Source organism: Caldivirga maquilingensis IC-167 (assembly GCF_000018305.1).
Lineage (GTDB): Archaea > Thermoproteota > Thermoprotei > Thermoproteales > Thermocladiaceae > Caldivirga > Caldivirga maquilingensis.
Genome location: NC_009954.1, coordinates 2050072 through 2070682 on the forward strand (window position 1 = coordinate 2050072; position 20611 = coordinate 2070682).

At 43.0% G+C, this 20611-nt stretch carries 21 protein-coding genes; 9 read left to right on the top strand and 12 right to left on the bottom strand.

The features are described 5' to 3' along the window. Positions 1-60: 60 nt before the first annotated feature. Positions 61-1488 carry a TldD/PmbA family protein gene (locus CMAQ_RS10160; RefSeq protein WP_012187008.1) on the top strand — a complete coding sequence of 476 codons (1428 nt, stop codon included), beginning with the start codon at positions 61-63 and terminating at the stop codon, positions 1486-1488. 21 nt (positions 1489-1509) lie between these two features. Here the strand turns inward: CMAQ_RS10160 and CMAQ_RS10165 are convergent, their stop codons facing one another. Then, positions 1510-2061, bottom strand: coding sequence for an XTP/dITP diphosphatase (locus CMAQ_RS10165; RefSeq protein ID WP_012187009.1), 552 nt, complete (start codon positions 2059-2061; stop codon positions 1510-1512). An 86-nt stretch (positions 2062-2147) separates the two neighbouring features. On the opposite strand from CMAQ_RS10165, the gene CMAQ_RS10170 reads away from it, so the two are divergent. Next, on the top strand, positions 2148-2435 hold the full coding sequence (locus CMAQ_RS10170) for a transcriptional regulator (protein WP_012187010.1): 288 nt from the start codon (positions 2148-2150) through the stop codon (positions 2433-2435). A gap of 40 nt (positions 2436-2475) precedes the next feature. Here the strand turns inward: CMAQ_RS10170 and CMAQ_RS10175 are convergent, their stop codons facing one another. Next, positions 2476-2790 carry a pepsin/retropepsin-like aspartic protease family protein gene (locus CMAQ_RS10175; protein WP_012187011.1) on the bottom strand — a complete coding sequence of 105 codons (315 nt, stop codon included), beginning with the start codon at positions 2788-2790 and terminating at the stop codon, positions 2476-2478. A gap of 91 nt (positions 2791-2881) precedes the next feature. On the opposite strand from CMAQ_RS10175, the gene CMAQ_RS10180 reads away from it, so the two are divergent. Continuing rightward, positions 2882-3169 (top strand): acylphosphatase, encoded by a 288-nt coding sequence (locus CMAQ_RS10180; protein WP_012187012.1) that lies wholly within the window; start codon positions 2882-2884, stop codon positions 3167-3169. Here CMAQ_RS10180 and CMAQ_RS10185 read toward each other — a convergent pair. Then, a complete protein-coding gene (locus tag CMAQ_RS10185; RefSeq protein WP_012187013.1) occupies positions 3166-4170 on the bottom strand; it encodes a sodium:calcium antiporter in 1005 nt (334 codons plus the stop codon). The genes CMAQ_RS10180 and CMAQ_RS10185 overlap by 4 nt on opposite strands. A 134-nt stretch (positions 4171-4304) precedes the next feature. On the opposite strand from CMAQ_RS10185, the gene CMAQ_RS10190 reads away from it, so the two are divergent. Next, positions 4305-4715, top strand: a complete 411-nt coding sequence (locus tag CMAQ_RS10190) for a hypothetical protein (protein ID WP_012187014.1) — start codon at positions 4305-4307, stop codon at positions 4713-4715. A gap of 3 nt (positions 4716-4718) precedes the next feature. Here the strand turns inward: CMAQ_RS10190 and CMAQ_RS10195 are convergent, their stop codons facing one another. The 3 genes from CMAQ_RS10195 to CMAQ_RS10205 all read right to left on the bottom strand — a co-directional run bounded on the left by CMAQ_RS10195 (position 4719) and on the right by CMAQ_RS10205 (position 7161). Next, entirely contained in the window at positions 4719-5546 is an 828-nt protein-coding gene (locus CMAQ_RS10195) for a DMT family transporter (protein ID WP_048062826.1), read from the bottom strand. 685 nt (positions 5547-6231) lie between these two features. Continuing rightward, positions 6232-6807 carry a DUF655 domain-containing protein gene (locus CMAQ_RS10200; RefSeq protein ID WP_012187016.1) on the bottom strand — a complete coding sequence of 192 codons (576 nt, stop codon included), beginning with the start codon at positions 6805-6807 and terminating at the stop codon, positions 6232-6234. Positions 6808-6813: 6 nt separating this feature from the next. Then, complete coding sequence (locus CMAQ_RS10205) at positions 6814-7161, bottom strand: RNA polymerase Rpb4 family protein (protein WP_012187017.1); 348 nt, start codon at positions 7159-7161, stop codon at positions 6814-6816. Between the two features lie 267 nt (positions 7162-7428). Between CMAQ_RS10205 and CMAQ_RS10210 the strand changes: the two genes are divergently transcribed. The 3 genes from CMAQ_RS10210 to CMAQ_RS10220 all read left to right on the top strand — a co-directional run bounded on the left by CMAQ_RS10210 (position 7429) and on the right by CMAQ_RS10220 (position 12056). After that, positions 7429-8268 (top strand): ZIP family metal transporter, encoded by an 840-nt coding sequence (locus tag CMAQ_RS10210; RefSeq protein ID WP_012187018.1) that lies wholly within the window; start codon positions 7429-7431, stop codon positions 8266-8268. Positions 8269-9165: 897 nt separating this feature from the next. Beyond that, on the top strand, positions 9166-10896 hold the full coding sequence (locus CMAQ_RS10215; RefSeq protein WP_012187019.1) for an FAD-dependent oxidoreductase: 1731 nt from the start codon (positions 9166-9168) through the stop codon (positions 10894-10896). Continuing rightward, a complete protein-coding gene (locus CMAQ_RS10220; RefSeq protein WP_012187020.1) occupies positions 10893-12056 on the top strand; it encodes an NAD(P)/FAD-dependent oxidoreductase in 1164 nt (387 codons plus the stop codon). Before CMAQ_RS10215 ends, CMAQ_RS10220 begins: the two co-directional genes overlap by 4 nt. 5 nt (positions 12057-12061) lie before the next feature. Here CMAQ_RS10220 and CMAQ_RS10225 read toward each other — a convergent pair whose 3' ends face one another. From CMAQ_RS10225 to CMAQ_RS10240, 4 genes are all read right to left on the bottom strand, one after another. After that, positions 12062-12361, bottom strand: coding sequence for a hypothetical protein (locus tag CMAQ_RS10225; RefSeq protein WP_012187021.1), 300 nt, complete (start codon positions 12359-12361; stop codon positions 12062-12064). Between the two features lie 94 nt (positions 12362-12455). Continuing rightward, the gene (locus tag CMAQ_RS10230) at positions 12456-12878 is read right to left on the bottom strand and encodes a hypothetical protein (protein WP_012187022.1); all 423 of its coding nucleotides are present in this window, start codon (positions 12876-12878) and stop codon (positions 12456-12458) included. A gap of 165 nt (positions 12879-13043) precedes the next feature. After that, positions 13044-14099, bottom strand: a complete 1056-nt coding sequence (locus CMAQ_RS10235; RefSeq protein ID WP_012187023.1) for a GH12 family glycosyl hydrolase domain-containing protein — start codon at positions 14097-14099, stop codon at positions 13044-13046. A 94-nt stretch (positions 14100-14193) separates the two neighbouring features. Next, positions 14194-15462, bottom strand: a complete 1269-nt coding sequence (locus CMAQ_RS10240) for an MBL fold metallo-hydrolase (RefSeq protein WP_012187024.1) — start codon at positions 15460-15462, stop codon at positions 14194-14196. A 116-nt stretch (positions 15463-15578) separates the two neighbouring features. Here CMAQ_RS10240 and dph5 point away from each other — a divergent pair, with 116 nt between their 5' ends. Continuing rightward, on the top strand, positions 15579-16403 hold the full coding sequence (gene dph5 / locus CMAQ_RS10245) for a diphthine synthase (RefSeq protein WP_012187025.1): 825 nt from the start codon (positions 15579-15581) through the stop codon (positions 16401-16403). On the opposite strand, the gene CMAQ_RS10250 is transcribed toward dph5, so the two are convergent. Together CMAQ_RS10250 and CMAQ_RS10255 are read right to left on the bottom strand one after the other, a co-directional pair. Then, complete coding sequence (locus CMAQ_RS10250; protein WP_012187026.1) at positions 16378-17682, bottom strand: hypothetical protein; 1305 nt, start codon at positions 17680-17682, stop codon at positions 16378-16380. The genes dph5 and CMAQ_RS10250 overlap by 26 nt on opposite strands. Then, a complete protein-coding gene (locus CMAQ_RS10255) occupies positions 17679-19259 on the bottom strand; it encodes an AAA family ATPase (RefSeq protein ID WP_052290738.1) in 1581 nt (526 codons plus the stop codon). The genes CMAQ_RS10250 and CMAQ_RS10255 overlap by 4 nt, the downstream gene beginning before the upstream one ends. 445 nt (positions 19260-19704) lie before the next feature. Between CMAQ_RS10255 and CMAQ_RS10260 the strand changes: the two genes are divergently transcribed. Further along, positions 19705-20562, top strand: coding sequence for a KaiC domain-containing protein (locus CMAQ_RS10260; RefSeq protein WP_048063100.1), 858 nt, complete (start codon positions 19705-19707; stop codon positions 20560-20562). Positions 20563-20611 lie beyond the last annotated feature (49 nt).

Genomic DNA, 20611 nt, shown 5'->3' on the forward strand with positions numbered 1-20611 from the left:
TATTCAGTATTCAGGAGACGGATGAGGAATAATTAAAAGCCGCAACAGCGCAGTGAAATTATGGAGGATGAATTAAGGAGGCTTCTAGATAAGGCCCTCAGCCTAGGTGCCTCATACGCTGAGGTTAGGTATCAGGTTGATTCAGAGAGGAGTATTAGGGTTAGGAATGGTGTACTTGAAATGTCATCAACAGACTCAACGGAGGGGTATTCGGTTAGGGTACTTTACAAGGGGGCCTGGGGCTTCTCCTCTGGGCCAAGTCCATCAATTGAGCTTGCTGAAACCGCCTTCAAGATGGCTAGGGCAGCATCCTTATTAAAGCCTAAGGGTGCTTCACTAGCCCCCGGTGAGTTAGCATCATTAAGGTATGATGTTGTTGAGAAGGTTAAACTCAATGATGTTCAAATTGAGGATGCCGTAAAGTACATGATGGATTTAGACAAGGCAATTAACGTGGATAAGAGACTAACCGTTAGGATACTTAACTTAAACATGATGGAGACTAGGAAAACCATAATTAATAGTGAGGGGGCATTAGTGGAGAGTAGGGTTCCTAGGCTTGAGTTATTCATGATAATTATAGCCCATGACCCAGGTAGGGGACTTAGCCAACAGAGAAGCGAACAATACGGTGGTAGTGGTGGTTGGGAGTTGACGAAAACCCTCCGCATAGAGGAGGATGCCAAGGGGAATGCTGAAACATTGGTTAAAATCATTGATGAGGCGAAGCCCATTAAGAGTGAGGAGAAGCTTGACGTAGTATTCTCACCTGAGTTGGCGGGTATATTTGTTCACGAATCCATAGGCCACCCCAGTGAGCTAGATAGAATAATGGGTAGGGAGGGGGCGGAGGCTGGGGAATCATACATGAAGCCCAGTGACCTAGGGAATTTGAGAATTGGAAGTGAACACGTCACCATAATTGATGATCCAACGATACCGAATAGCTACGGTTACTACCTGGTTGATGAGGAGGGGGTTAAGGCTAGGCCTAGGATCCTTGTTAATAAGGGTGTTGTTAATGAATTCCTAATGAATAGGGAGTACGCGGCGTACATTGGGGCACGTAGTAATGCCGCGGCTAGGGCAAGTGAATTCAATAGGGAGCCGATACCGAGAATGGCTAATACTTACTTAGCCCCAGGTGATTGGAAGCCTGAGGAGTTGATTAGGGAGACTAGGAATGGGTTGTATTTCGTTTCTTACCAGGAGTGGAACATTGATGATAGGAGGTGGTTCGGTAGGTATGGTGGATTGGAGGCTTATAGGATTACTAACGGTGAATTAGGTGAATTAGTTCTAATGCCGTACGTGGAGTTAACCACCAAGGCCCTTTGGAGTAGTGTTGACGCAGTGGCCAATGACCTATCCTTCAACGCCGGTACCTGCGGTAAAGGTAACCCATCGCAGGGTGTACCCGTGTGGTTTGGTGGCGTAACCTTTAGGGCTAAGAATATACTGGTTAAGCCCCCTGTCTTAAATCAATAACCCCTGTATCCCGGATTTGGCTTAATTAATCCTGGTTAAGTAGGTTGCTAAATTATTGAAGGCCCTTGACCTATGCGACAACTTATTCTTTAAATCCTCACCCATCTCAGCGAACGTTAAGTCATAGCCCTCGGGAATGAAGACTGGGTCATACCCAAACCCACTACTACCCCTCGGCTCCTCACTTAACCTACCCTTAACAATACCTGTGAATAACTTAACCTCATTATTAATGCATAAGCCCACAACGGACTTAAAGTACGCACCCCTGTCCCTTGAGCCTTGAAGAAGCCTCAACAGGCCCCTTAACCCTATTGTCCTATAAACGTACTCTGAGTAGGGTCCGGGGAAACCGTTAAGGGAATCCACGAATAAGCCGTCATCCTCAACGACAAGCCAATCAACGCAATTTAACCTAAGAGCGTAATTAACGATCTCCTCCAAGCTATCACTCTGAATCTCAACCTTATTAATCGAATTCTCCATCACTATACTTATACCGTACTGGGAGAGTATTGAAGTAGCCTCCTTCAACTTATGTTGATTCCTAGTCACGAACCTTAAGGTCACCATAATAGGTCCCTAATACATGGGGAAATATACCTTTAGGTGTTTCATTACGACAGTAATACTTATTAATTCACAACACTCACCCACTAATGCGTAGAGACACTGCGATTGGTGTTGCATTAATGGTGATTGGGGCAGTGGTAATAGTGGCTTACGGTTGGTTAGTCTTCGCCACCCCATGGTGGCGTATTGTACTTGAGTTAACAGGCTTCATAGCAGTCGCCGCCGTATTCGGTATACTGGCGTGGATTGGGTACGCCCTAGCAACCACACCACCACCAAAGCCCATTGAGGAGATTGAGAAGGAGATTCAGGAGGAGCTGCAGAAGCTTCAGGAGGAGGAGAAGAAGCAGGAGGGTAGTAAGGGGTCATCTTAACATTCAAGGTTACTTAGTAATGCATTAAAATTAAAACATGTTAACTCCTCCTAATACCCTGTAGGGATTTTAAGTCATTGATACCGATTATGACCTTATCTAAGTAATCCGTTATAAGCACCATGGTGTATATCGACTTATCACCTATCATTAAATCAACGTGACTGTAATTAGCCTTAACTAGTGAGCAGCATGAACCAATGGTGGCCTCACCTTCAATTAATAAGCCTAATTCAACTGCAATATGCCTTGGTAAAATACTGTGAAATGAACCGTTAACTTCACCATTAACTGTAACGCTTAATCCACTCCTCCTATTAATTACCTTAACAATCATTTCAAATCTAGAAGCCATACTGGTTTAATTAAACCTAACTCGTGATGAATCTAGGTATGAGGCAATAGTTTTAAGCCTATCATTAATTAAGCTTAAATCAGGGGGTGCCATGGGGAGTGGGGTTAGGGTAAGGGTAATTGTTAAGGGTATTGTGCAGGGTGTGGGTTTTAGGTCATTCATTAGGCGTCATGCCACGGCCCTCGGTTTAACAGGCTATGTTAGGAACCTGCCTGATGGTGAGTCCGTTGAAATAGTGGTGAGTGGACCGGAGGATAGGGTTAATGAGTTAATTAAGTTAGCTAAGAGGGGTCCACCCGCTGCTGTTGTTGATAGCGTGGAGGTGGAGCCTTATGAGGGTGTTGAGGATTTCACAGGCTTCTCAGTAAGGTATGATTAAGCCAGGTGAAAAACCAGTATTATGTAGGCTACATAACCCATTAAACCCAGTACCGCTACATCAGGGGTTAACCTCCTCCTCACTATATGGTAAATCACCACCATTGAAATGACCTCAACCACTATAACGCTTACTAATGCACCTAACGTTAACCTCCAGTGGGTTAGAAGTAGACCTAATGCCGGGTATATTGTGGAGTAAAGGACCTTCTCACCCACTAATGCGGCTACAGCCATGGTGTCCCTATTCTTAAGCACCCATATTACTGCGGTTATTGATTCAGGTAAGACAGTGGCTAAGGGGACGATGATTATTGTTAATGATAATGCATCAATAGAGAGCAGGGAGGAGGCCTCATTAATGGCGTAAACCATTAGCCTTGAGCCAATTATTAAGATAACTAGGGCTAAAGCCGCTTGGGTAATGGCTAAGGCGTATTTACGCCTACTTAAGCCAATGATAAATGACAGGTATGGTTCCTCATAATCCTCAATCACCAATCCCTGGTGAGAGTACATTAACTTAATGTAAATTAAGTAGGTTAGAATGAGCAGTAAAGCAACCGTGTACTTTACGGTAACATTACTTATTAAGGCTGGTAGAAGTATAGTTGGGTAGAGTGCGGTGAAGAGTAGGTAAGGGATTATTAATTCCTTATTAACCTCAAGTACCGTATCATCCCTAATCCCCATTAACCTACCTATGGTTACGAAGAGGAAGAGGAATGGGAAGACTATTGTGGATATCATGAAGGGTTCACCCATTACAGTCCCAATTCCAATATCCTGCCCAGACTCACCACCGTATAGGTAAAGAGCCACTGCAAATATAATTAATTCAGGCATTGATGTAAAGATGGGTGATATTATTGCCCCAATGAAGGATTCACCAATCCTAGACCTCCCACCCATGTACTCTAAGGCATTAGTGAACAGTAAACCCCCAGTGAAGGTTAAGGCAACTCCAATGGCAATTAAAACAACTACGTCCACTATCCCCATTCATTAAGGTGAATTAATCAGCCTATTTAAACTAAACTCAAGGTATTGTTGATGAGGCCCATCCCTAGTTACTTAAGTAGTAACGCATTGTGAACCACCCCAGGTTTTATTAATCCCTAAGCCGTGGTTTAAGCATGTCCAGTAACCCCTGGGATGTAGTCTCGGAGTACGTGAACTCGCTTAGTGGATTAAAACCATTATTAGTCATAATGCATGGGTTATGGGTAACCGGTGAAGCATTCCTGATGGAGTCTAAACCACCCGTAGACTTGATAATCATCGCCGATAATGCACCAGTAGGTGTTAGGGAGGATGAGGTTAAGGGCTTAAGGATTAAGGCCAGGTTCCTCACACCGGAATCAGCGTTAAGCATGGTTGAGCAATGTGATGAGGAGTTAATTAACGCAATCTACACTGGTACATTTATAGTGAAGGATGAGGAATTCTATAAGCGTATTGAGAATGCTTTAAATGAACAAATTAGGGAGGGTAGGTTAACTTGGGATAGTAAAAGGGGTCTTTGGGTTAAGGCATCCTTGATTTAAGGCTTAACTGGATTTAACAACCATGAATAAGCCAATGATAGTAATCACTGCACCCACTACTTCAAGGGGTGTTACACTTGATTTAATCATTAATGCACTGAAGTAGAGGGCTAGTATTGGTGTTAAGAGTAGTATTGACGATACTGTACTCGGCCTCTCACTGCTAATTGCCTTAAACCAGAGCATGAAGCCTAGTACCTGGGCATCAAGCACCACTAGAAGAATCAGTAAAATACCCTTAATGGTTAAGGATAATGCAGGATCAATGGGTAAAGCCAATGCAGTCACAGGTATTGATAATACTGATGATGATGCATTAGCCACCAATGGGTTAACATCCCTAAACCACATTGAGTAAAGAACAGTCCCAAGACCCCACAGTAAACCAGCCATTAAACCCACAACCACCCCAAGGCTAAGGGACAGTGAACTCAATGAAGCCACAGCAACCCCCATGAAACCCAATAAAACACCCCCAATCCTCATTAAACTCAACCTACGTTTAAGCATCAACCACTCAAAAACAGCCACAAAAAGCGGCTGCGTATATATCATTAACGCCGCTAAACCTGGATTAGGGGAGTAGAGTATTGACATGTTTATCAAAACCAGGAAAAGCCCCATGTTAAGCACCGACACTATAAGCATCCTTGAATTCAATATAAGCCTCCTAGCCAAAGGATACATGAGTAATGAGGCGGCACCCACCCTAACCACTGAAATAACCATAGGCGAAGCATAAGCCTCAGCCATCCTTGTAAGCGGATACGCCACACCCCACACCAAGGCCAACGCAATAGAGTAAATCAAACCACCACTTAGCCTACTCATCTCCCTGCACCAAATAACCCACATTTTAAACCTAACCCCTCACCGTGAAGTAAAGGAAGCCCAATTCCTCCAGGAATGAAATTAAATAATAAAGCCTAACTGAATCAAGTAAGCAACCCGCATGATGAAGATAATCATTAAATTTGGAGCGCCAGAGTAGCGATAATATTAATACTGCATGCAATGATCATTAGTAATGCTGATACTACGATGCTTGTTTACCTACTCACTTAGAATTTGGACTGTCAGAGTCGAGGTAGTATTAATACTATCGCTACTCTGGCGCTCCAAAACTCAATGAGGAAGAAATTCATTGCCGGAATCATACAATTAGCATTCACTGTACATTAACTTTAGTATTAATATTACCTCGACTCTGGCGCTCCAAAACTATGGTAACCTTGTTGATCGCGGAAGGGGCTAGGGGATTGTAATGAATTATCGTAAAAACATAGGCTGGAGCTATGCATTATATGCCTAGTTAACTCATTAATATTAAGTCTCTGACCCCCTCCCCGCCCTAAAGGGCGAGGGTTCCGTTGGGGTCTCGGGTGTTACCCCCCCCCCCCCCTTTGTGGGGGCTACTTGATTATGATCAAAAAGGAATACCCCTAAACCATGTTGATGGATTCTTGAATTCAGACTCAGTGAGCATAGCCTACTACTAATGCTTGGTTTAAAGCCTCTATGGTGGGGGTGGTGCTGTGAAGACGTAGTATTGTTCATTCCCCTGAAGCTCCCTTATAATCCTCTCAACGATAAGCCTCTGCACATTAATCCCAATCCTATTCTTAAAGTCATCAAAGCTTTCAAAGGGCTTCTTAACCCTCTCCTCAAGCACCTGGTTAAGGGTCTTCTTACCAATACCCTTAAGTAATTCAAGACTATGTAGTTTTAATGTAAGTGGCCCGGCCTTATTAATCCAGTCTATGAAGAACTTCTCCCTAACCTTAACAATCTTCTCCACCACAGCCTCAAGCTCCTGCTTAGCCTGTGGCGTTAATTCATCGTACTTAAGCCTCCTAACAATCTTATTCACTTTATCCCTAACCCCATTACCAATGTAAACCCTCTCCCCAATCTCCACAGTAGCCTCATGCTTAAGCGTAACCTCAAGAAGCGTGAAGTACTCCTCCCCAACAACCTGCAGGTAAGTGTCCCTCCTAGGGAAGCCCCTCCTAATAATCTCAGCCTCCTTCATTAAAGCCTCCTCAGGCGGTATTATGTCTAGGACGTAGGCGTAATCCTCCTTCCTAACCACACTTAATCACCCTAACTTAGCCCTATGGGAGTTAAGGAGATCCACAATCTCCTTAAGATCCTCCTCCTTAAAGGGCCTCTTCTCAACACTTATTATTGCCTGAAGCTCCTCAGGGGTTGAGGGCATAATGTTAACCACCTGAATAGCTGTAATCCTGGCTAAACCATACTTACTCGTCAACTCCTTAATAAGGGCCTCAGCATCCTCAGGCTTAACCTTACTATACCTCCTAAGGTAATCCAGGGTAATGTTTATTACCTGTGACTCTAAGCCATACTTAGTTACAATATCCTCAAGTAATCTAAGCGCCTCCGGGTTACTCACGTCAATGTAATCCTTAACTTTCCTAACCACATGAGTTCACCGGAATAATGTTTATAAAGATTATTACTGAGTAGCATGAGTCATAAAGTGTTTAAAGAATCCTTAACCTCATTTAATTAAAGCTTAGAACCCTATACAGTAGTGATTACCCTGGGCCAAGGGTGAGTGATATTAGGGAGAACTTATCATTAACATAACGCATAACTTACCCAGGAACATGTCAAGGCTTTATCGATATGCCTTATGTATTATTGAGACACTAATGTTTAAAAACCTAGCAGTGTCTCGTGGGTAGTTATGGTTCCATTAATTGCATTGATTATGGGCCTTTACGCCGGCCTTACAGTCTACCTAGGCTTCTCCATAGTGCTCCTCAGGAGGATAAGTATGCAGAGGTTAGGCTTCATGAATGCAATAGCTGGGGGATTATTGGGTTACCTTTTTGTGGAGCTGGCCATGGAGCTAGTTGAGAAATCCGAAGAGTTAGCCAGTGAGGGACTCTGGTGGGACTACACAGTGTTCATCATAACCACGAGCATATCGTTACTCTGCACACTGGCTCTTCTCTCATACATAGAGAGGCGCATAAAGAGGAATAAGGCCTCATGGTCAAGGCTGGGGTATAGGCTTGACCCATCATCCCTGAGCACCCTGTTGGCTGTGGGTTTAGGCATACATAACCTCGGTGAGGGTTTAGGCATAGGCTCCGCGCTAGCGTTAACCAACCTGGGTCTGGCTGCATTATTATCCATAGGCTTTGCAGTACATAACGCAACAGAGGGCTTCGCCATATCTGCACCCCTATTAGCCAGCAGGGTGATTAATGATAGTGGAGACACTGATGCAAAGTATCCCCTAAACCTACCCAGGAGATTACTCGTACTTGGTGCAGTGGCCGGGTTACCCACAACAATAGGGGCCTTGGCGTTATCCGCCGTGAAACCCAACGAGTTGTTGATAATGAATGCTTTAGCAGTATCATCAGCCTCAATAATCTACGCCACATTTAACGTAAGCATATCAGCCCTAGGTCAACTAAAGGAGGAACCTTTCAAGTTCTGGCTAGGCATATTCCTGGGTGTAGTGTTAGCCATATTAGTGGAGACTATCCTAGCCATACTCAACATAAATATTTAGCCCCACCCAGGATCACCTCAATATTATTTACCATCTTCTTAACCAATCCATGGGCAGTATCCTCGCCCAGAAGTAATCTTCACGCATAACCTTACTCCTAAGGTTCCTCATAATAATAAATAATTATGCTAACCATACTCTTTATATTTACATAGGAAAACCTGTAAACAGCAATTGAATACGCAGGCTACTCAGCAATCAATTACATTACTGAGTAATGTCTTAATCCTCGTCATAGGCCCTCCTCTCTACTGGCTCGTTTCCTCTAGCTCCTCAATGCGTCAACCACTTCATGGAGTATACCCGTAGTAAACCCTTCTCGATGACACTTTCTGGTATCCTAAACTCCCAAGCCACTGTCTTGAGGACGTAAACATTACCCATTAGTGTGAACCTCCTCTTAACCATCAATAAGCTTTAAATTACCTTCATATCCACAGTGGAGGTACTTAGCTAATGTCGTTAACCCTGATTACATCGGATTCTCTGACCATACTTAATCAAGTACTTGGTACCTCCATGCATTAGTGGTGTAATTAGGTAAATCCTGATCCTTGAGTAACTGATGCATTATGCTAAGACGTTGAGTGGTAATGATTCATCAATATCACTTAAGCCCGTAACCTCACTGATTAATTGCCTGACCCTGACTTGTCCAGGTTTATAATTAAGAATATATGATGAGGATAAGATAGTTAACATCATAAATCGTGTTCAGTGGCTTCCCTGTGGTAATTCTGATGGGCTTTAATGTTACTGTTAGGCCTGCGTCTTGAGCATAGTTAATGGTGAGGAAGAATCCAAGCCCTAGCTCTAACGGGTCTAGGTGATTCCCACCTAGTTTTAAGGTGGTGAGGGAGCCAGTTCTTTTAAACCTACTACTCTTTAACTTAACTAATGGTTGATCAGGGTCAGGGACGATTAAGTAACCCGGTAATGTTAAGTAGTCCGAGGACTGGTGAGGTTAGGGGGTTTATTTGCTGTGAGTGGTGGTGTAGTGGTTACTGGCTTAGTAATGGTGCATTGAATCAATGTGAAGGACGGGTTAATGCTCAATCCCGCTTAATGGGCTTCTTAAGCGGCTTAGCTAGGCCATCAGTATTGCCTAGGAGTAGGCTTGTTAAGGTTGCGTGGCCCATTGCTACCAGGTTCGCTAAGGGTATGAGGCATGTTGATGCGTCTCAGCTCCCTGAGCCGCCTAAGGCTAAGTTGATTAATGTTGTAACCGATGTACTGGTGATTGGTGGTGGGTTAAGTGGCTTGGTTACGGCTATGGAGTTGAGTAGGCTTGGGTTAAAGGTGACTATTGTTGAGGGGAATAGTGAATTAGGTGGTAGGATTGCTGAATTAGAGGGTCAGGGTAAGTTCAAGGTTTCCGACTACGTTAATGAGGCTAAGGCTAAACTCACTGATGGGGTGTTAACGGGGGTTGTGTTTGATGGTTTCCTTGAGGATGCGGCCATTGGGCATTCATTAGATGGGGGTAGTCTACTTGAATTCAACTATAAGGTTCTCGTATTGGCCACTGGGTCTAGGGAAGTCCCCCTGGTTTTTCCAGGCAACTATAAGGTACCCATGTATACTGGTTTAACCTACCTTAAACTGGTTAAGGCTGGTGTTATTAAGGGTGAACCAATACTGTATGGTACCGATGAGTGGGGTCTTGGGGTTGCTAGGGAATTAATTAGACTTGGCTTGAATCCACTTGTCATGGATCACGCCATACAGCCCAGGACAGGTAGGCTTAATGACTTGAAGGATTTAAGAACATTAATGGGCGCCTACATAAGTGGTGTCGAGGTTGAGGGAACTAGGTTTAGGTTAAGGTACCAAATCCCTGAGGGCCCTAAGAAATTCACCACTGGTGAAGCCACTGGTGATGCATTAATCTCCACAGTCAGGGTGCCTGCAGTGGAGCTTCTTGCTCAATTAGGCGCTGAATTAGTTTATGATGTTGTGCTTGGTGGTATAGTGCCTAGGCATAAGTGGGGTGGGGAGGTTATTGGGTTGAGGAATGTGTACGTTGTCGGTGAGGTCACTGGAATGATACCATTATCCGTTATTCCACTTCAAGCTAAGGCCGTTGCCTACTCAATAGCAGCCACATACGGCCTAGTTAAACCTGAGGAGGCTGATAAGGCTATTGCTGAGTTTAAGAATGCATTAGTAACCAGTAACCCAGCTGCCTTAGATGCCTTTAATAGGCTTGAGAAGGGTCTTCACGATGTGGGTTACTTCCAGGAACCAAATGTACCAGAGGTGCCTCAATGGGCTAGTGACTGGTACTTCCTGGATAAGGCTGATGACCAGTTAATATGCTTCTGCGAGGATGTTTCACTAGGTGACTTACTTAGGGTTACTAGGGAATTCCTGGGGTTGAAGGAGATTAAACTGTATATTCTTCACGATGAGGTTCCAAAGCGCCGTGAACTCAAGATGCCTAGGATGGAGTACATTAAGAGGGCCACCGGGTTAGGTACGGGTGCATGCCAGGGTAAATTATGCATGGTTACCGCTAACCTAATACTGGCTAGGTTAATGAGGAGGAAGCCCTATGAATTCGGGCTCTTTAGGCAGAGGCCTCCATTGAATCCAATACCCATGGGTACACTGGGTGATGCGGAGTGATTAGGCGAGTGGTGCATAGTGCTGATGTAGTAGTCGTTGGGGGCGGTGTTGTTGGCTTAGCCACAGCCTATAATTTAGCTAAGAGGGGGGTTAAGGTTGCGTTAGTGGATAGGGGGGTTATTGGTGGTGGTAGTTCAACGAGAAACGCCTCAAGGTTCAGGGTTCAGTTTGGGAATAGGGAGAACACTAGGTACGCCATTGAGGCTGTGAGGGAGTTAATGAGGATTAGGAGTGAGTTAAACTGGAACCCAATGATAAGGAGGGGTGGGTACCTTTGGTTATTTAGGAGTAGTGAAGCCATGAGGAGCTTCGAGGAGATTAATAACAGTATTTGGAAGCCCCTTGGTGCATCAGTTAAGTTAATGGATAGTGGGGAATTAGCTAACAAGTACCCTTACATTAATAGTAAGCTTTACGTTGGAGCAGCCTTTGGGCCTCAGGACGGTGAACTGCACCACGACTACTTAATGTACGGGTACTTGAGTAGGCTTAGGGAAATGGGGGCGTTGATAATTGATGAGACTCCTATCAATAAGATAAGTGTGGTTAACGGTGAGGTTAAGGGTGTTGAGGGTATTGGTGCTGTGGTTAATGCTAAGACAGTCATCGTCACTGCTGGTGCATGGAGTGGTGAAATACTTAAGACAGCTGGTGTTGAATTACCCATTAACGCAATTAGGAAGGAAATAGGCATAACAGCACCAGTGAGGTTCTTCATTGAACCCTCACTAATAATAGACACACATACCAACGCCTACTTCGGCCAGACCCTGAGGGGTGAGATCATTGGATCCATTGAGGTTAATGAGGAGCCTGGGCTTAAACCCTTCAATAACACGCTTAAGTGGTTGAGGGCTTGGGCTAAGGCAATGAGCGAAGTTATGCCTGCATCAAGGAGAATACCCTTAATGAGGATTTGGTCAGGCTACTACGAGGTGACTCCAGATAACAGCCACATTATGGGTAGGCTCGACTCATGGCCAAGGGGACTATACGTTGCAGCAGGCTTCAGTGGGCATGGTTTAATGTTTGGTCCATTAACCGGTAGGTTAATGGCTGATTACGTGCTCGATGGTAAGGTAAGCCCCATAATGGAGCCATTCCTACCTGACAGGTTAAGTAAGGGTAAGTTGATAAAGGAGCATTTAGTGATTGGTTAAATACACTACTTATTCTCCTCAGGCTTAGGTTCATTGGTCTTGGCCTCCCTAGCCTTAGTAGCCTTGGCCTCATTCTCAATAATCCTTAGGTAATACTCAATCTCAGGTATATTATACTTCTTAGCCACCTCCATACCGTAGTCAGCAATCTCCCTATACTCATCCTCACTCTCCTTAATCATTAACCTAGCCGTATACACCACGCACTCCGTTAACTTCTCCTTGAACTTAAGCTGATTAACCGCATTATTAGCCTTAACAGCCCCCTCAAGTTTAACCTCCCACTTCCTACAGGGATTAACCATGGTAAGTCCACTTCCCGGGGTTTTAATAAGCTTTAAATTAAGACACCCCTTAACTAAAATGCGCCCACCCTCAATTTAAGTTAAAATAATCCTATTAATAAGGTGCGTTAAGACTATTGTTAAGTAAGTCAGCTATCACGGCCTTTGCATCATTACTATGCATTACCACATCTTTAAGCACCTTAACTGCATCGATTAGGCGTAAATCCTGCATAAGCCTCATTTGATTATAAATCACTGAGTAATACCGCATACCACTAACCCTACTAGGGCTTACTAATGTAAACACCAGTGTCCTTAAACCCAACTTAGCGCTCACTGTTACTGAGCCGTCATTAAATATTGTAACGTTCATTGGTGCATCACCCCATCCAGGATGCCTTTGCAGAACAAGCTCCATTACTCTTAAGACACCATCAACGTTACCATCATTAATAGCTAATTTAGCATACTGCCCACTGAGTATCATTTCAACAGTACCCACTATTACTGCATTATTAACAATGTTATCCACCATGAAATCACCAATACTAGTAGGTTTTAAAATATGGGAGTTATCTTCTTAATTCCATTAATGGTTTTTAATTCATTAGAGGATTAAGCTAACGGAGGGGGCTTACGCTTTAGGATTGGTAGATTCATTGTCTTTAATTATGGTGTAATTATTATGGAGAGGCGTGGTTCACCTCTCCTTGAGTATACTAATGCCCTTAAGGTAATAGCCGACTTCCCCATTCTTAATATGCATGTTCCCGAATTCTATTCCAAGTTCAATATCAACCATGGTTAAGTTCTCTAGGTAAGCCTTATCCTTAATTGGGTAATTTGGTAAGCCTGTCCCGCATTTCTCATTGGGTACGAATTGAAGGATTGCATTTAAGAATGGGGCTAACTGAAATTCAACCGTTGCAGCCCTCCATCCACCAGCTATTGTAGTGTTGCCGGTGTCCTGTGGTACTACTGCGACGTAAGTCCATGGGAAGTTACATGAGACTAATACTGCCCAAGTCACATTACTATAAACACCATTAACTATGATTGGTATTTTAGTCTCCCCAACCTTAGCCCATGTTATGCCGGTGTTATTGAAGAATAACCAAATCATCAACTCTAAGTCAGGTTTAGTAACAGTCCCAACTTCGCTTGGATTATGCAGTATCCAAATATCGAAGGCGAAGTCCTCCGGGAATGTGCTTGGTGAATACGCCACTGAGTAAGTTAACTTAATCCAATCATAACCGCCACCATTAGGTTGAAGCAGTTCACTAATCTTAGCTGGTAATGTTAAATTAGGATTACGTAGATTGTAAACTGGGTAACCATCCCAAGGCTTGTAACCAACAATTATTATTTCAGGGTAAGCCCATTGAGCAACCCCCTTATCCTGAACATTAGTGAAGTTACCGTAGTAGCATAATGAGCCGTTTAATGGATTAAAGGCTAAGTAGGATACACCATTGAAGGAAGCCACATTGTAGAGGTTATTCTCAATCCTGTAACTCAACCTAACGTCACTTAATGTAGTTACATACCTAGACAAGTATGCTTGCGAGGCACTGGTTGAGATTAACGTAATGTTAAACTGACTTGAACGACATAGGTTAATTAACGCAGTCATATTAATGGGTAGCTCCTGAGCCTGGCTCACTGAGGGCTTATGAATTAAAAGCAACGCACCTACACCTATTATCACCAGTACCACTATTATTACAGTCACTGTGATTAACTTAGTGTTCATAGGTTTTAAGACTTGGTTAAGTGTTTATAAGTAGTAATTATTCAAAACTTCAATAAGATGGTACATGAGGTAGGTTTTTCGCTTTCAACTAAGCCTATATCTCAATGGCTTCACCTGTTGTTAATGTTACGTGTATGTTTCTTTCATCCAAGTGTTCACTAAGCCTTAACGCGTTTCTCGGGCTTGAGTGGACTATAAGTATGTTGGTTTCATCCTTAAAGTAACTAATGAAGTTAATCAACTCCTCCAATCCACTGTGCGCTGAGAAGTCGAACCAGTAAACCTTAGCATTAACCCTAATCTCCTCATTATCAACCTTAACCACACCCTTGGTTAATAATTCGTATCCAGGTGAATCTGGGGCTTGGTAACTGGGTAGTATTACCGCATTCCTCCTATCACCCCCAAGCCTCTTAAGGTAATATACCGCTGCACCACCCTTAAGCATGCCGGCTGGTGTTATTATTACTGCCTGATCCCTTAATGCGTTCTTCCTATAGTAATTACCCATTACTTCACTACTGTATGTTATTGCCTTAGCGTATAGGTTTGGGTCCCTTAGGAATTGAGGGTACTTGCTTATTATCCTATTAGCTATCCTGGCTAAGCCATCAATGTATATTGGTACATCAGTGATGTTATGCTTAATTAAGGTGAGGAGTAGTTCCTGTGTCCTACCTATGGTGAAGCTGGGTATTAGGACTGAGCCCCCTTCATCCAATGTAGTCTTAACGGCATTAATAAACTCCTCCTCAAGCTTCTCCCTAGGTGGATGCGTTCCACCTGCGTATGTAGCCTCCATTACCACTAAGTCAATGTCCCTGGGTATTGAGTAGACATCAGCCCCATTAAGTAGGTTGGATTGCGAGAGATTGAAATCCCCAGTGAACAGTATCCTGAAGCCATCAATGTTTAGAAGCGTCATCATACTGCCTGGCACGTGCCCAGCGTTGAGGAATGTTAAGGAGTCGCCATTTAGGTTAACGGTATCATTGAAGTTAACCGGGTTAACCCTCCTTAAGGTATTCCTAACCTCCTCCTCCTCATAAGGCAGGTAATAGCCACTTAACTTAACGGTATCCTTAAACATTATCTCAGCTAACTCAGCCGTTAAGGGGGTTGCGTAGAGTGGTGGTGATGCGCTAATGTATAATCCAGGCAATGCCCCACAGTGATCTAGATGAGCATGACTAAGCACAACAGCTGAAAGATCCCTCGGCCTAACATGCAGTGGGAAGACCGGCTTACCCTCATCATCGAAGTTAACCCCATAGTCAAGTAGCACCGAGTTCCTTGAACCCTTAACTAGAATAGCCATCCTACCTACTTCACCGCCTCCACCAAGAACCTCAACGGTAACCATTGGTTAAACCAACCCTTAAACAAGCTGAAACACCGATAATATTAACCTTTCGCCGCCTCCCACTGTTAAGGCCTTTAATTTAAGCATATTAAGCCCAATTAAACTGAATCAACGCAATGAATGGTGTACTCTACATTGTGGGTATTGGACTTGCACCCAATCAAATAACCCAGGAGGCTATTGAAGTCCTTAAGAACACTGGTGCAGTATTCATTGAGGAGTACACGTCAATGTTTGAGGTTAAGCCAAGCGAATACTTAACCAGGATAATAGGTAAACCAGTGACACCGGTTAATAGGCGGGAGTTAGAGGAGGAGAATGGCAGTATATTAATCAAGGCTGTTAAGGAGTATGGCTCCGCAGCCTTAGTTACAATAGGTGACCCAATGATAGCCACAACACACTCAGCACTACTGATTACTGCCGTTGAGGCGGGGTTCAGTGTTAAGGTAATTAACGGTATTAGTATAGTTTGTTCAGCTATTAGTCAAGTAGGCTTATCACCATATAAGCTTGGCCCAGTGGCCACGGTAACCTACGAGAGGGGTGGGGTATTGAGTAGGAGGGCTTATGAAGTGCTTTTAAGCAATATAAGTAATGGGCTTCACACACTCCTACTCCTTGATATTAAGGATGGTGGCGGCTTCATGAGTATCAAGGAGGCTGCTGAAGTATTAACTAGGATTGAGGATGAGGTTAAGTTAGGCTTAGTGAATGATGACCTAGCGGCAGTATTTGGTTCCAGGATTGGTTGGGTTGATCAAGCAATTAAAGTCACCTCAATAACCAAGCCACCTGACCTAAAACCACCCAGCATAATAGTGGTGCCGGGTTTACTTAACCCAGTGGAATTAGACTTACTTAAGCTAGTTCACGGTGCTGATGAAGGCTTACTCAAGAGGCATATCGAGCACGTTAAGTCGTTTTTAAGGAACCCATAGCTTCACTTAAGACTTCACTAACCCTTCTTAATGCAGTGGCCCAGGTTGATTCAGGATCCTTAAATTCACCTGGGTCAACCACTAGTAGGTACATTGACTTACCATCATTCAACCTTAAATTAACGTACCTACTTCGCCTACTTAATAGTAGTTCATAGAGCCTTGATGTTGCATCATCCTCATCATCGAAAACTATCCCCTTATTAAGGCCTGGGAAGACGAGTATTCCCACGTTTGCGTTGTGCTCATACATGTATGCCATGACCTTAAACCTCCCAGCGGTTATGTAGCTTGGGTTAGTTGAGAACTTACACTCAAGCACTACACTACGCCTATTCTTAACATATACGTCGGGCTTACCCACAATATGCTTAATGGCTTCTTTATTAGATTCCTCAGTTAATTCATCAACCCTCTCAATAATACCCATGCTGATTGGTTTATTGAACATTAACTGCACAGAATCCCCAGTAATTGGATTAATGTAAAGTGAGTTAGAGCTCTTAACGTAACCCATTCCCCTTAAAGCAGTACTCACTAATGCGTATACAAGCACCTCATATAGCCTCCATGATAACATGACTAACGCATTATTACCCCTAATCCTCCTATGCCTTACGTAAACACCACTATGCAGATGCTTAGTTAGGATTAGTGATTCATAGGCGATTCTCAGCCATCTTGGTGCACTTAATGAGAATCTACCATACTCCTCCTTAATGATGATCCTATAGTTGGCTTTAGGCAATGAAGACACCTTAGGCCTTAATACATTAAGCAATCTACTTAAATTACCTAGATCACTCCTTAATCTTAGTGCTAATTCATGATTAGGGTTAAGGCTTCGTATTACTTCCCCTAACCTCCTTACGGCCACCTTAACCCTCCTAATCACCATAGTTGAGATCTCCCTAAGTAGCATGTATTCTGGGGCATTAATGCTGGGTAGGTAGGTTAAATAGGAGTAAAGGCTCATTGGGTATGTTACAATGGTATGCGGTACACTTAATGAACCAAGTACCTCACTGCCCTGCTCAACACTGAATTCCCTATAGGTAAGCATATCCCTGAGTGCGGAGTCTATGGAGTGTCTCAGCATCTTTAAGGATAATGAAGCAATCATTAACCTAATATACGCCTTAGTTAATTTATCAACCTTAACACCCATCCCCAATCCAATAAGTTCCTTAACATTAGAGTATGATGAGAAGTAGTATTTACTAACCAAGTATGCTAAATTCCTTAGCCTTTCCTCCTGCTTAGTATTTTGCCTACTCATTGTTGATCACCTTTATTCTGTCTTAGAAATGATCCTAAGCGTTCATCAATTTCACTAAGTATCCTAGTACTTATCACACCTAGGGATGATTTTAAAGCCTCATTAAACTCAGTTAAGAGTGTTGATTCATTGTTTGAATCAAGTTCACCTACCTGAATCATCCCATTAATTATATGTAATGCATTTAAAACGGCACCGGTTGATATGCAAACCCGTTCCCTTAATTTCCTATCGCTTCTGAGGTAGTTTATGTATTTAATTATGCTGTTAAGCATGTTATCGGGAATGCTAGGCCTCAAGGCTTTAACTTCATCTTCAACATCAGTAGTATTGGATGGGCATTTAACCTCAATTACCTGGAACCTCCTAACCAGTGCATTACCGATTAAGAATAGATTCCTTAAATCCACTGCATTAATTATTGCTATTACCCTTAGTTTCCCCAATGCCTCATCCTTATACTTACTGTAATTCTGCATGAATCTACTAGCCTCTTCATCAGCCCTATCACTATTAACCCACTTCCCAACCTCATCAACCAATTCACTGATTAACTCCCAATTCTCTGGGTTAGGGGATCTGAATATTGTGAAGAATTCACCAAAGGCCTTATCGACATCAGCCCTATTTAACTCATCTATTATTAGGAAGAATGGTGAATCATATCCATTCGCCAACCTCTCCGCAGCCTTATTATACGCCTTAATCAGGAAACCTGAAACCCATTTAACGGAACCACTCTCAATGGTTTCACCCCCGATTACATCTCTCCTAAACCAAAGGGAGTTAGCAGTCTTAATCATGTAACCGCCATCCCCGGAAACACTCCTAGCCAGTAACTCAGCTAACGTGGTCTTACCCATACCTGGTGGACCAACTAACATAACATTACCCAGTAATGCACTCACGATGAATCTACGTAATAACGCTTCATCAATACCATGCAATTTCCCCTTAATTTCACTTAATAACTCATTAATTAATTCCTTGTTAAACCCCCTAGATAATTTATTACTTTGAGGAAATTGCCTAAGTACTGTGAATTCCTCGTAGAATTTAATCATAGAGTTAGTCTCATTATCAGTTAATAGACCCTTTATTATCTTATTCCAAAATATATCAATTATATCTTTATCATCATAACAAATATTACCTCGGGGAATCAATTTTTCTCTACCCAATTCTTTTAATAATTTATTAATAATGAGCTTGTCTCCGGCATTTTTTAATTCATTTTCAACTGAGTCGTTATAATCTTCATACTTTATCAGTAGCTTACGAACCTCCTCATCAATCCACAGTATCCTAATTCTCCATCTAATCAGCCAATATCTATTCTCTTTCTCTTCCTCCCTCCAATACTTAAAGTTCCTATATACGTCAAAGTTTATATCAGTGATTAGACCAAAACCTACGTAGCCTGCATTATTTATGTAGAATAAGCCGATTAAGGGCTTAATATCATTAAGGTTCCTAATTGCTTTATTATCAGCTAATAATAATCCCTCTCTATATTTACTAACCAGTGCTCTAAAGGGAAGGCCGGTTGACTCATCAACTGAGGAAGAACTCTGCAAACTGGCTCCCCATAAAGTGTAGCCTTTTTCTCCTCGCATGGAATACTTAAATGACCAAAACCAATGCTCTGCACGACCTGGGAAAGTACATATATTGACTTCTTTCCTGTCTCTTAACCATTCAAGTAAGTCCTTTAAATTAGTTAATTTACTAAAGGGCTCCCTATAGGTTAACCAATCCCCATACACTATAATTAATGTTTATCTAATGCTTTAAAAGATGTCGCTAAAGGGGCTCATTAATGAGTCTCCTAGCCTTAATGTAGCCTTGATTTAAAAGGGACTAGAAGTATGCCGCGTATAGTTGCTATTCCTAGTATTTAAAACACATTAATGCGCTGGGGTGCTGTATTATTTTTCATAATGCTAACCTATGGTACTTATGGCTATTGCCTCACTTGAGGAAGCTTTAAATATGAATAATACACTTAATACCTTGTTGATTATGGAGAAGAGAACTGAGGGTAAGGGTGAGGTTAGGAGGAGTGAGGATGTTGAGAGGGAGGCCTTTGGTATTGATGCCCTTGATGATGCCCTTGAGGGTGGATTACCTAGGGGTACTTGGACTGTGGTCACTGGGGAGCCTGGTGTTGGGAAGAGTATACTATGCATGCACTTCGCCTACACTGGTTTAGAGGATGATGAACCAGTTATTTACGTTACCACGGAGACTAGTTTCCGTGACGTGGTTAGGCAGGCTAGGCAATTCAACATGGATCTCACTCAATTTAAACCAGTTAACCTGAGTGACGTGTTGAGTGGTAGGGTTAAGCCTGAGAACGCTAAACTAGTAGTTATTGACTTATTCGGCCTTTACAGGCAGTACCGTGAAATGGTTAAGGAGGCTGGGGAGGAGGGGCGTAGGCCCAGTAGGGCATTGAGCATTGAGGTTCTTGAGGGGGCTGTTAGGAAGGCTTATGAAGTGTTAGGCTTCAGTGAGGGTAAGGTTAGTGAACCCAGTAGGTTAATTATTGATTCCATGACGGCCTTCTGGGCTGATAAACCGGCTATGGCTAGGGCCTATAGTTATGCATTAAGGCAGAGCCTCTATAGAAGCAACATCACGGCACTACTGGTGAGTCAATACGCACCAACCACTGAAGCCAGCTTCGGCTTTGGGCTTGAGCACATTGCCGACGGTATAATACACATGTGGATGGATAAGGTGGAGCAGACTAAGACCATAAGGAGGTGGTTAATCATTAAGAAGATGAGGTTAACAAACCATGCAAAGGACGCATACCAAGTGGATATACAGCCGGGTAAAGGATTAATCCTCATTGAGGCCAATGAAACTCAATGAAGGGAACCTGAAAATAAAAAGACGCAGTGGCTGTGAGCATGGTTGACCA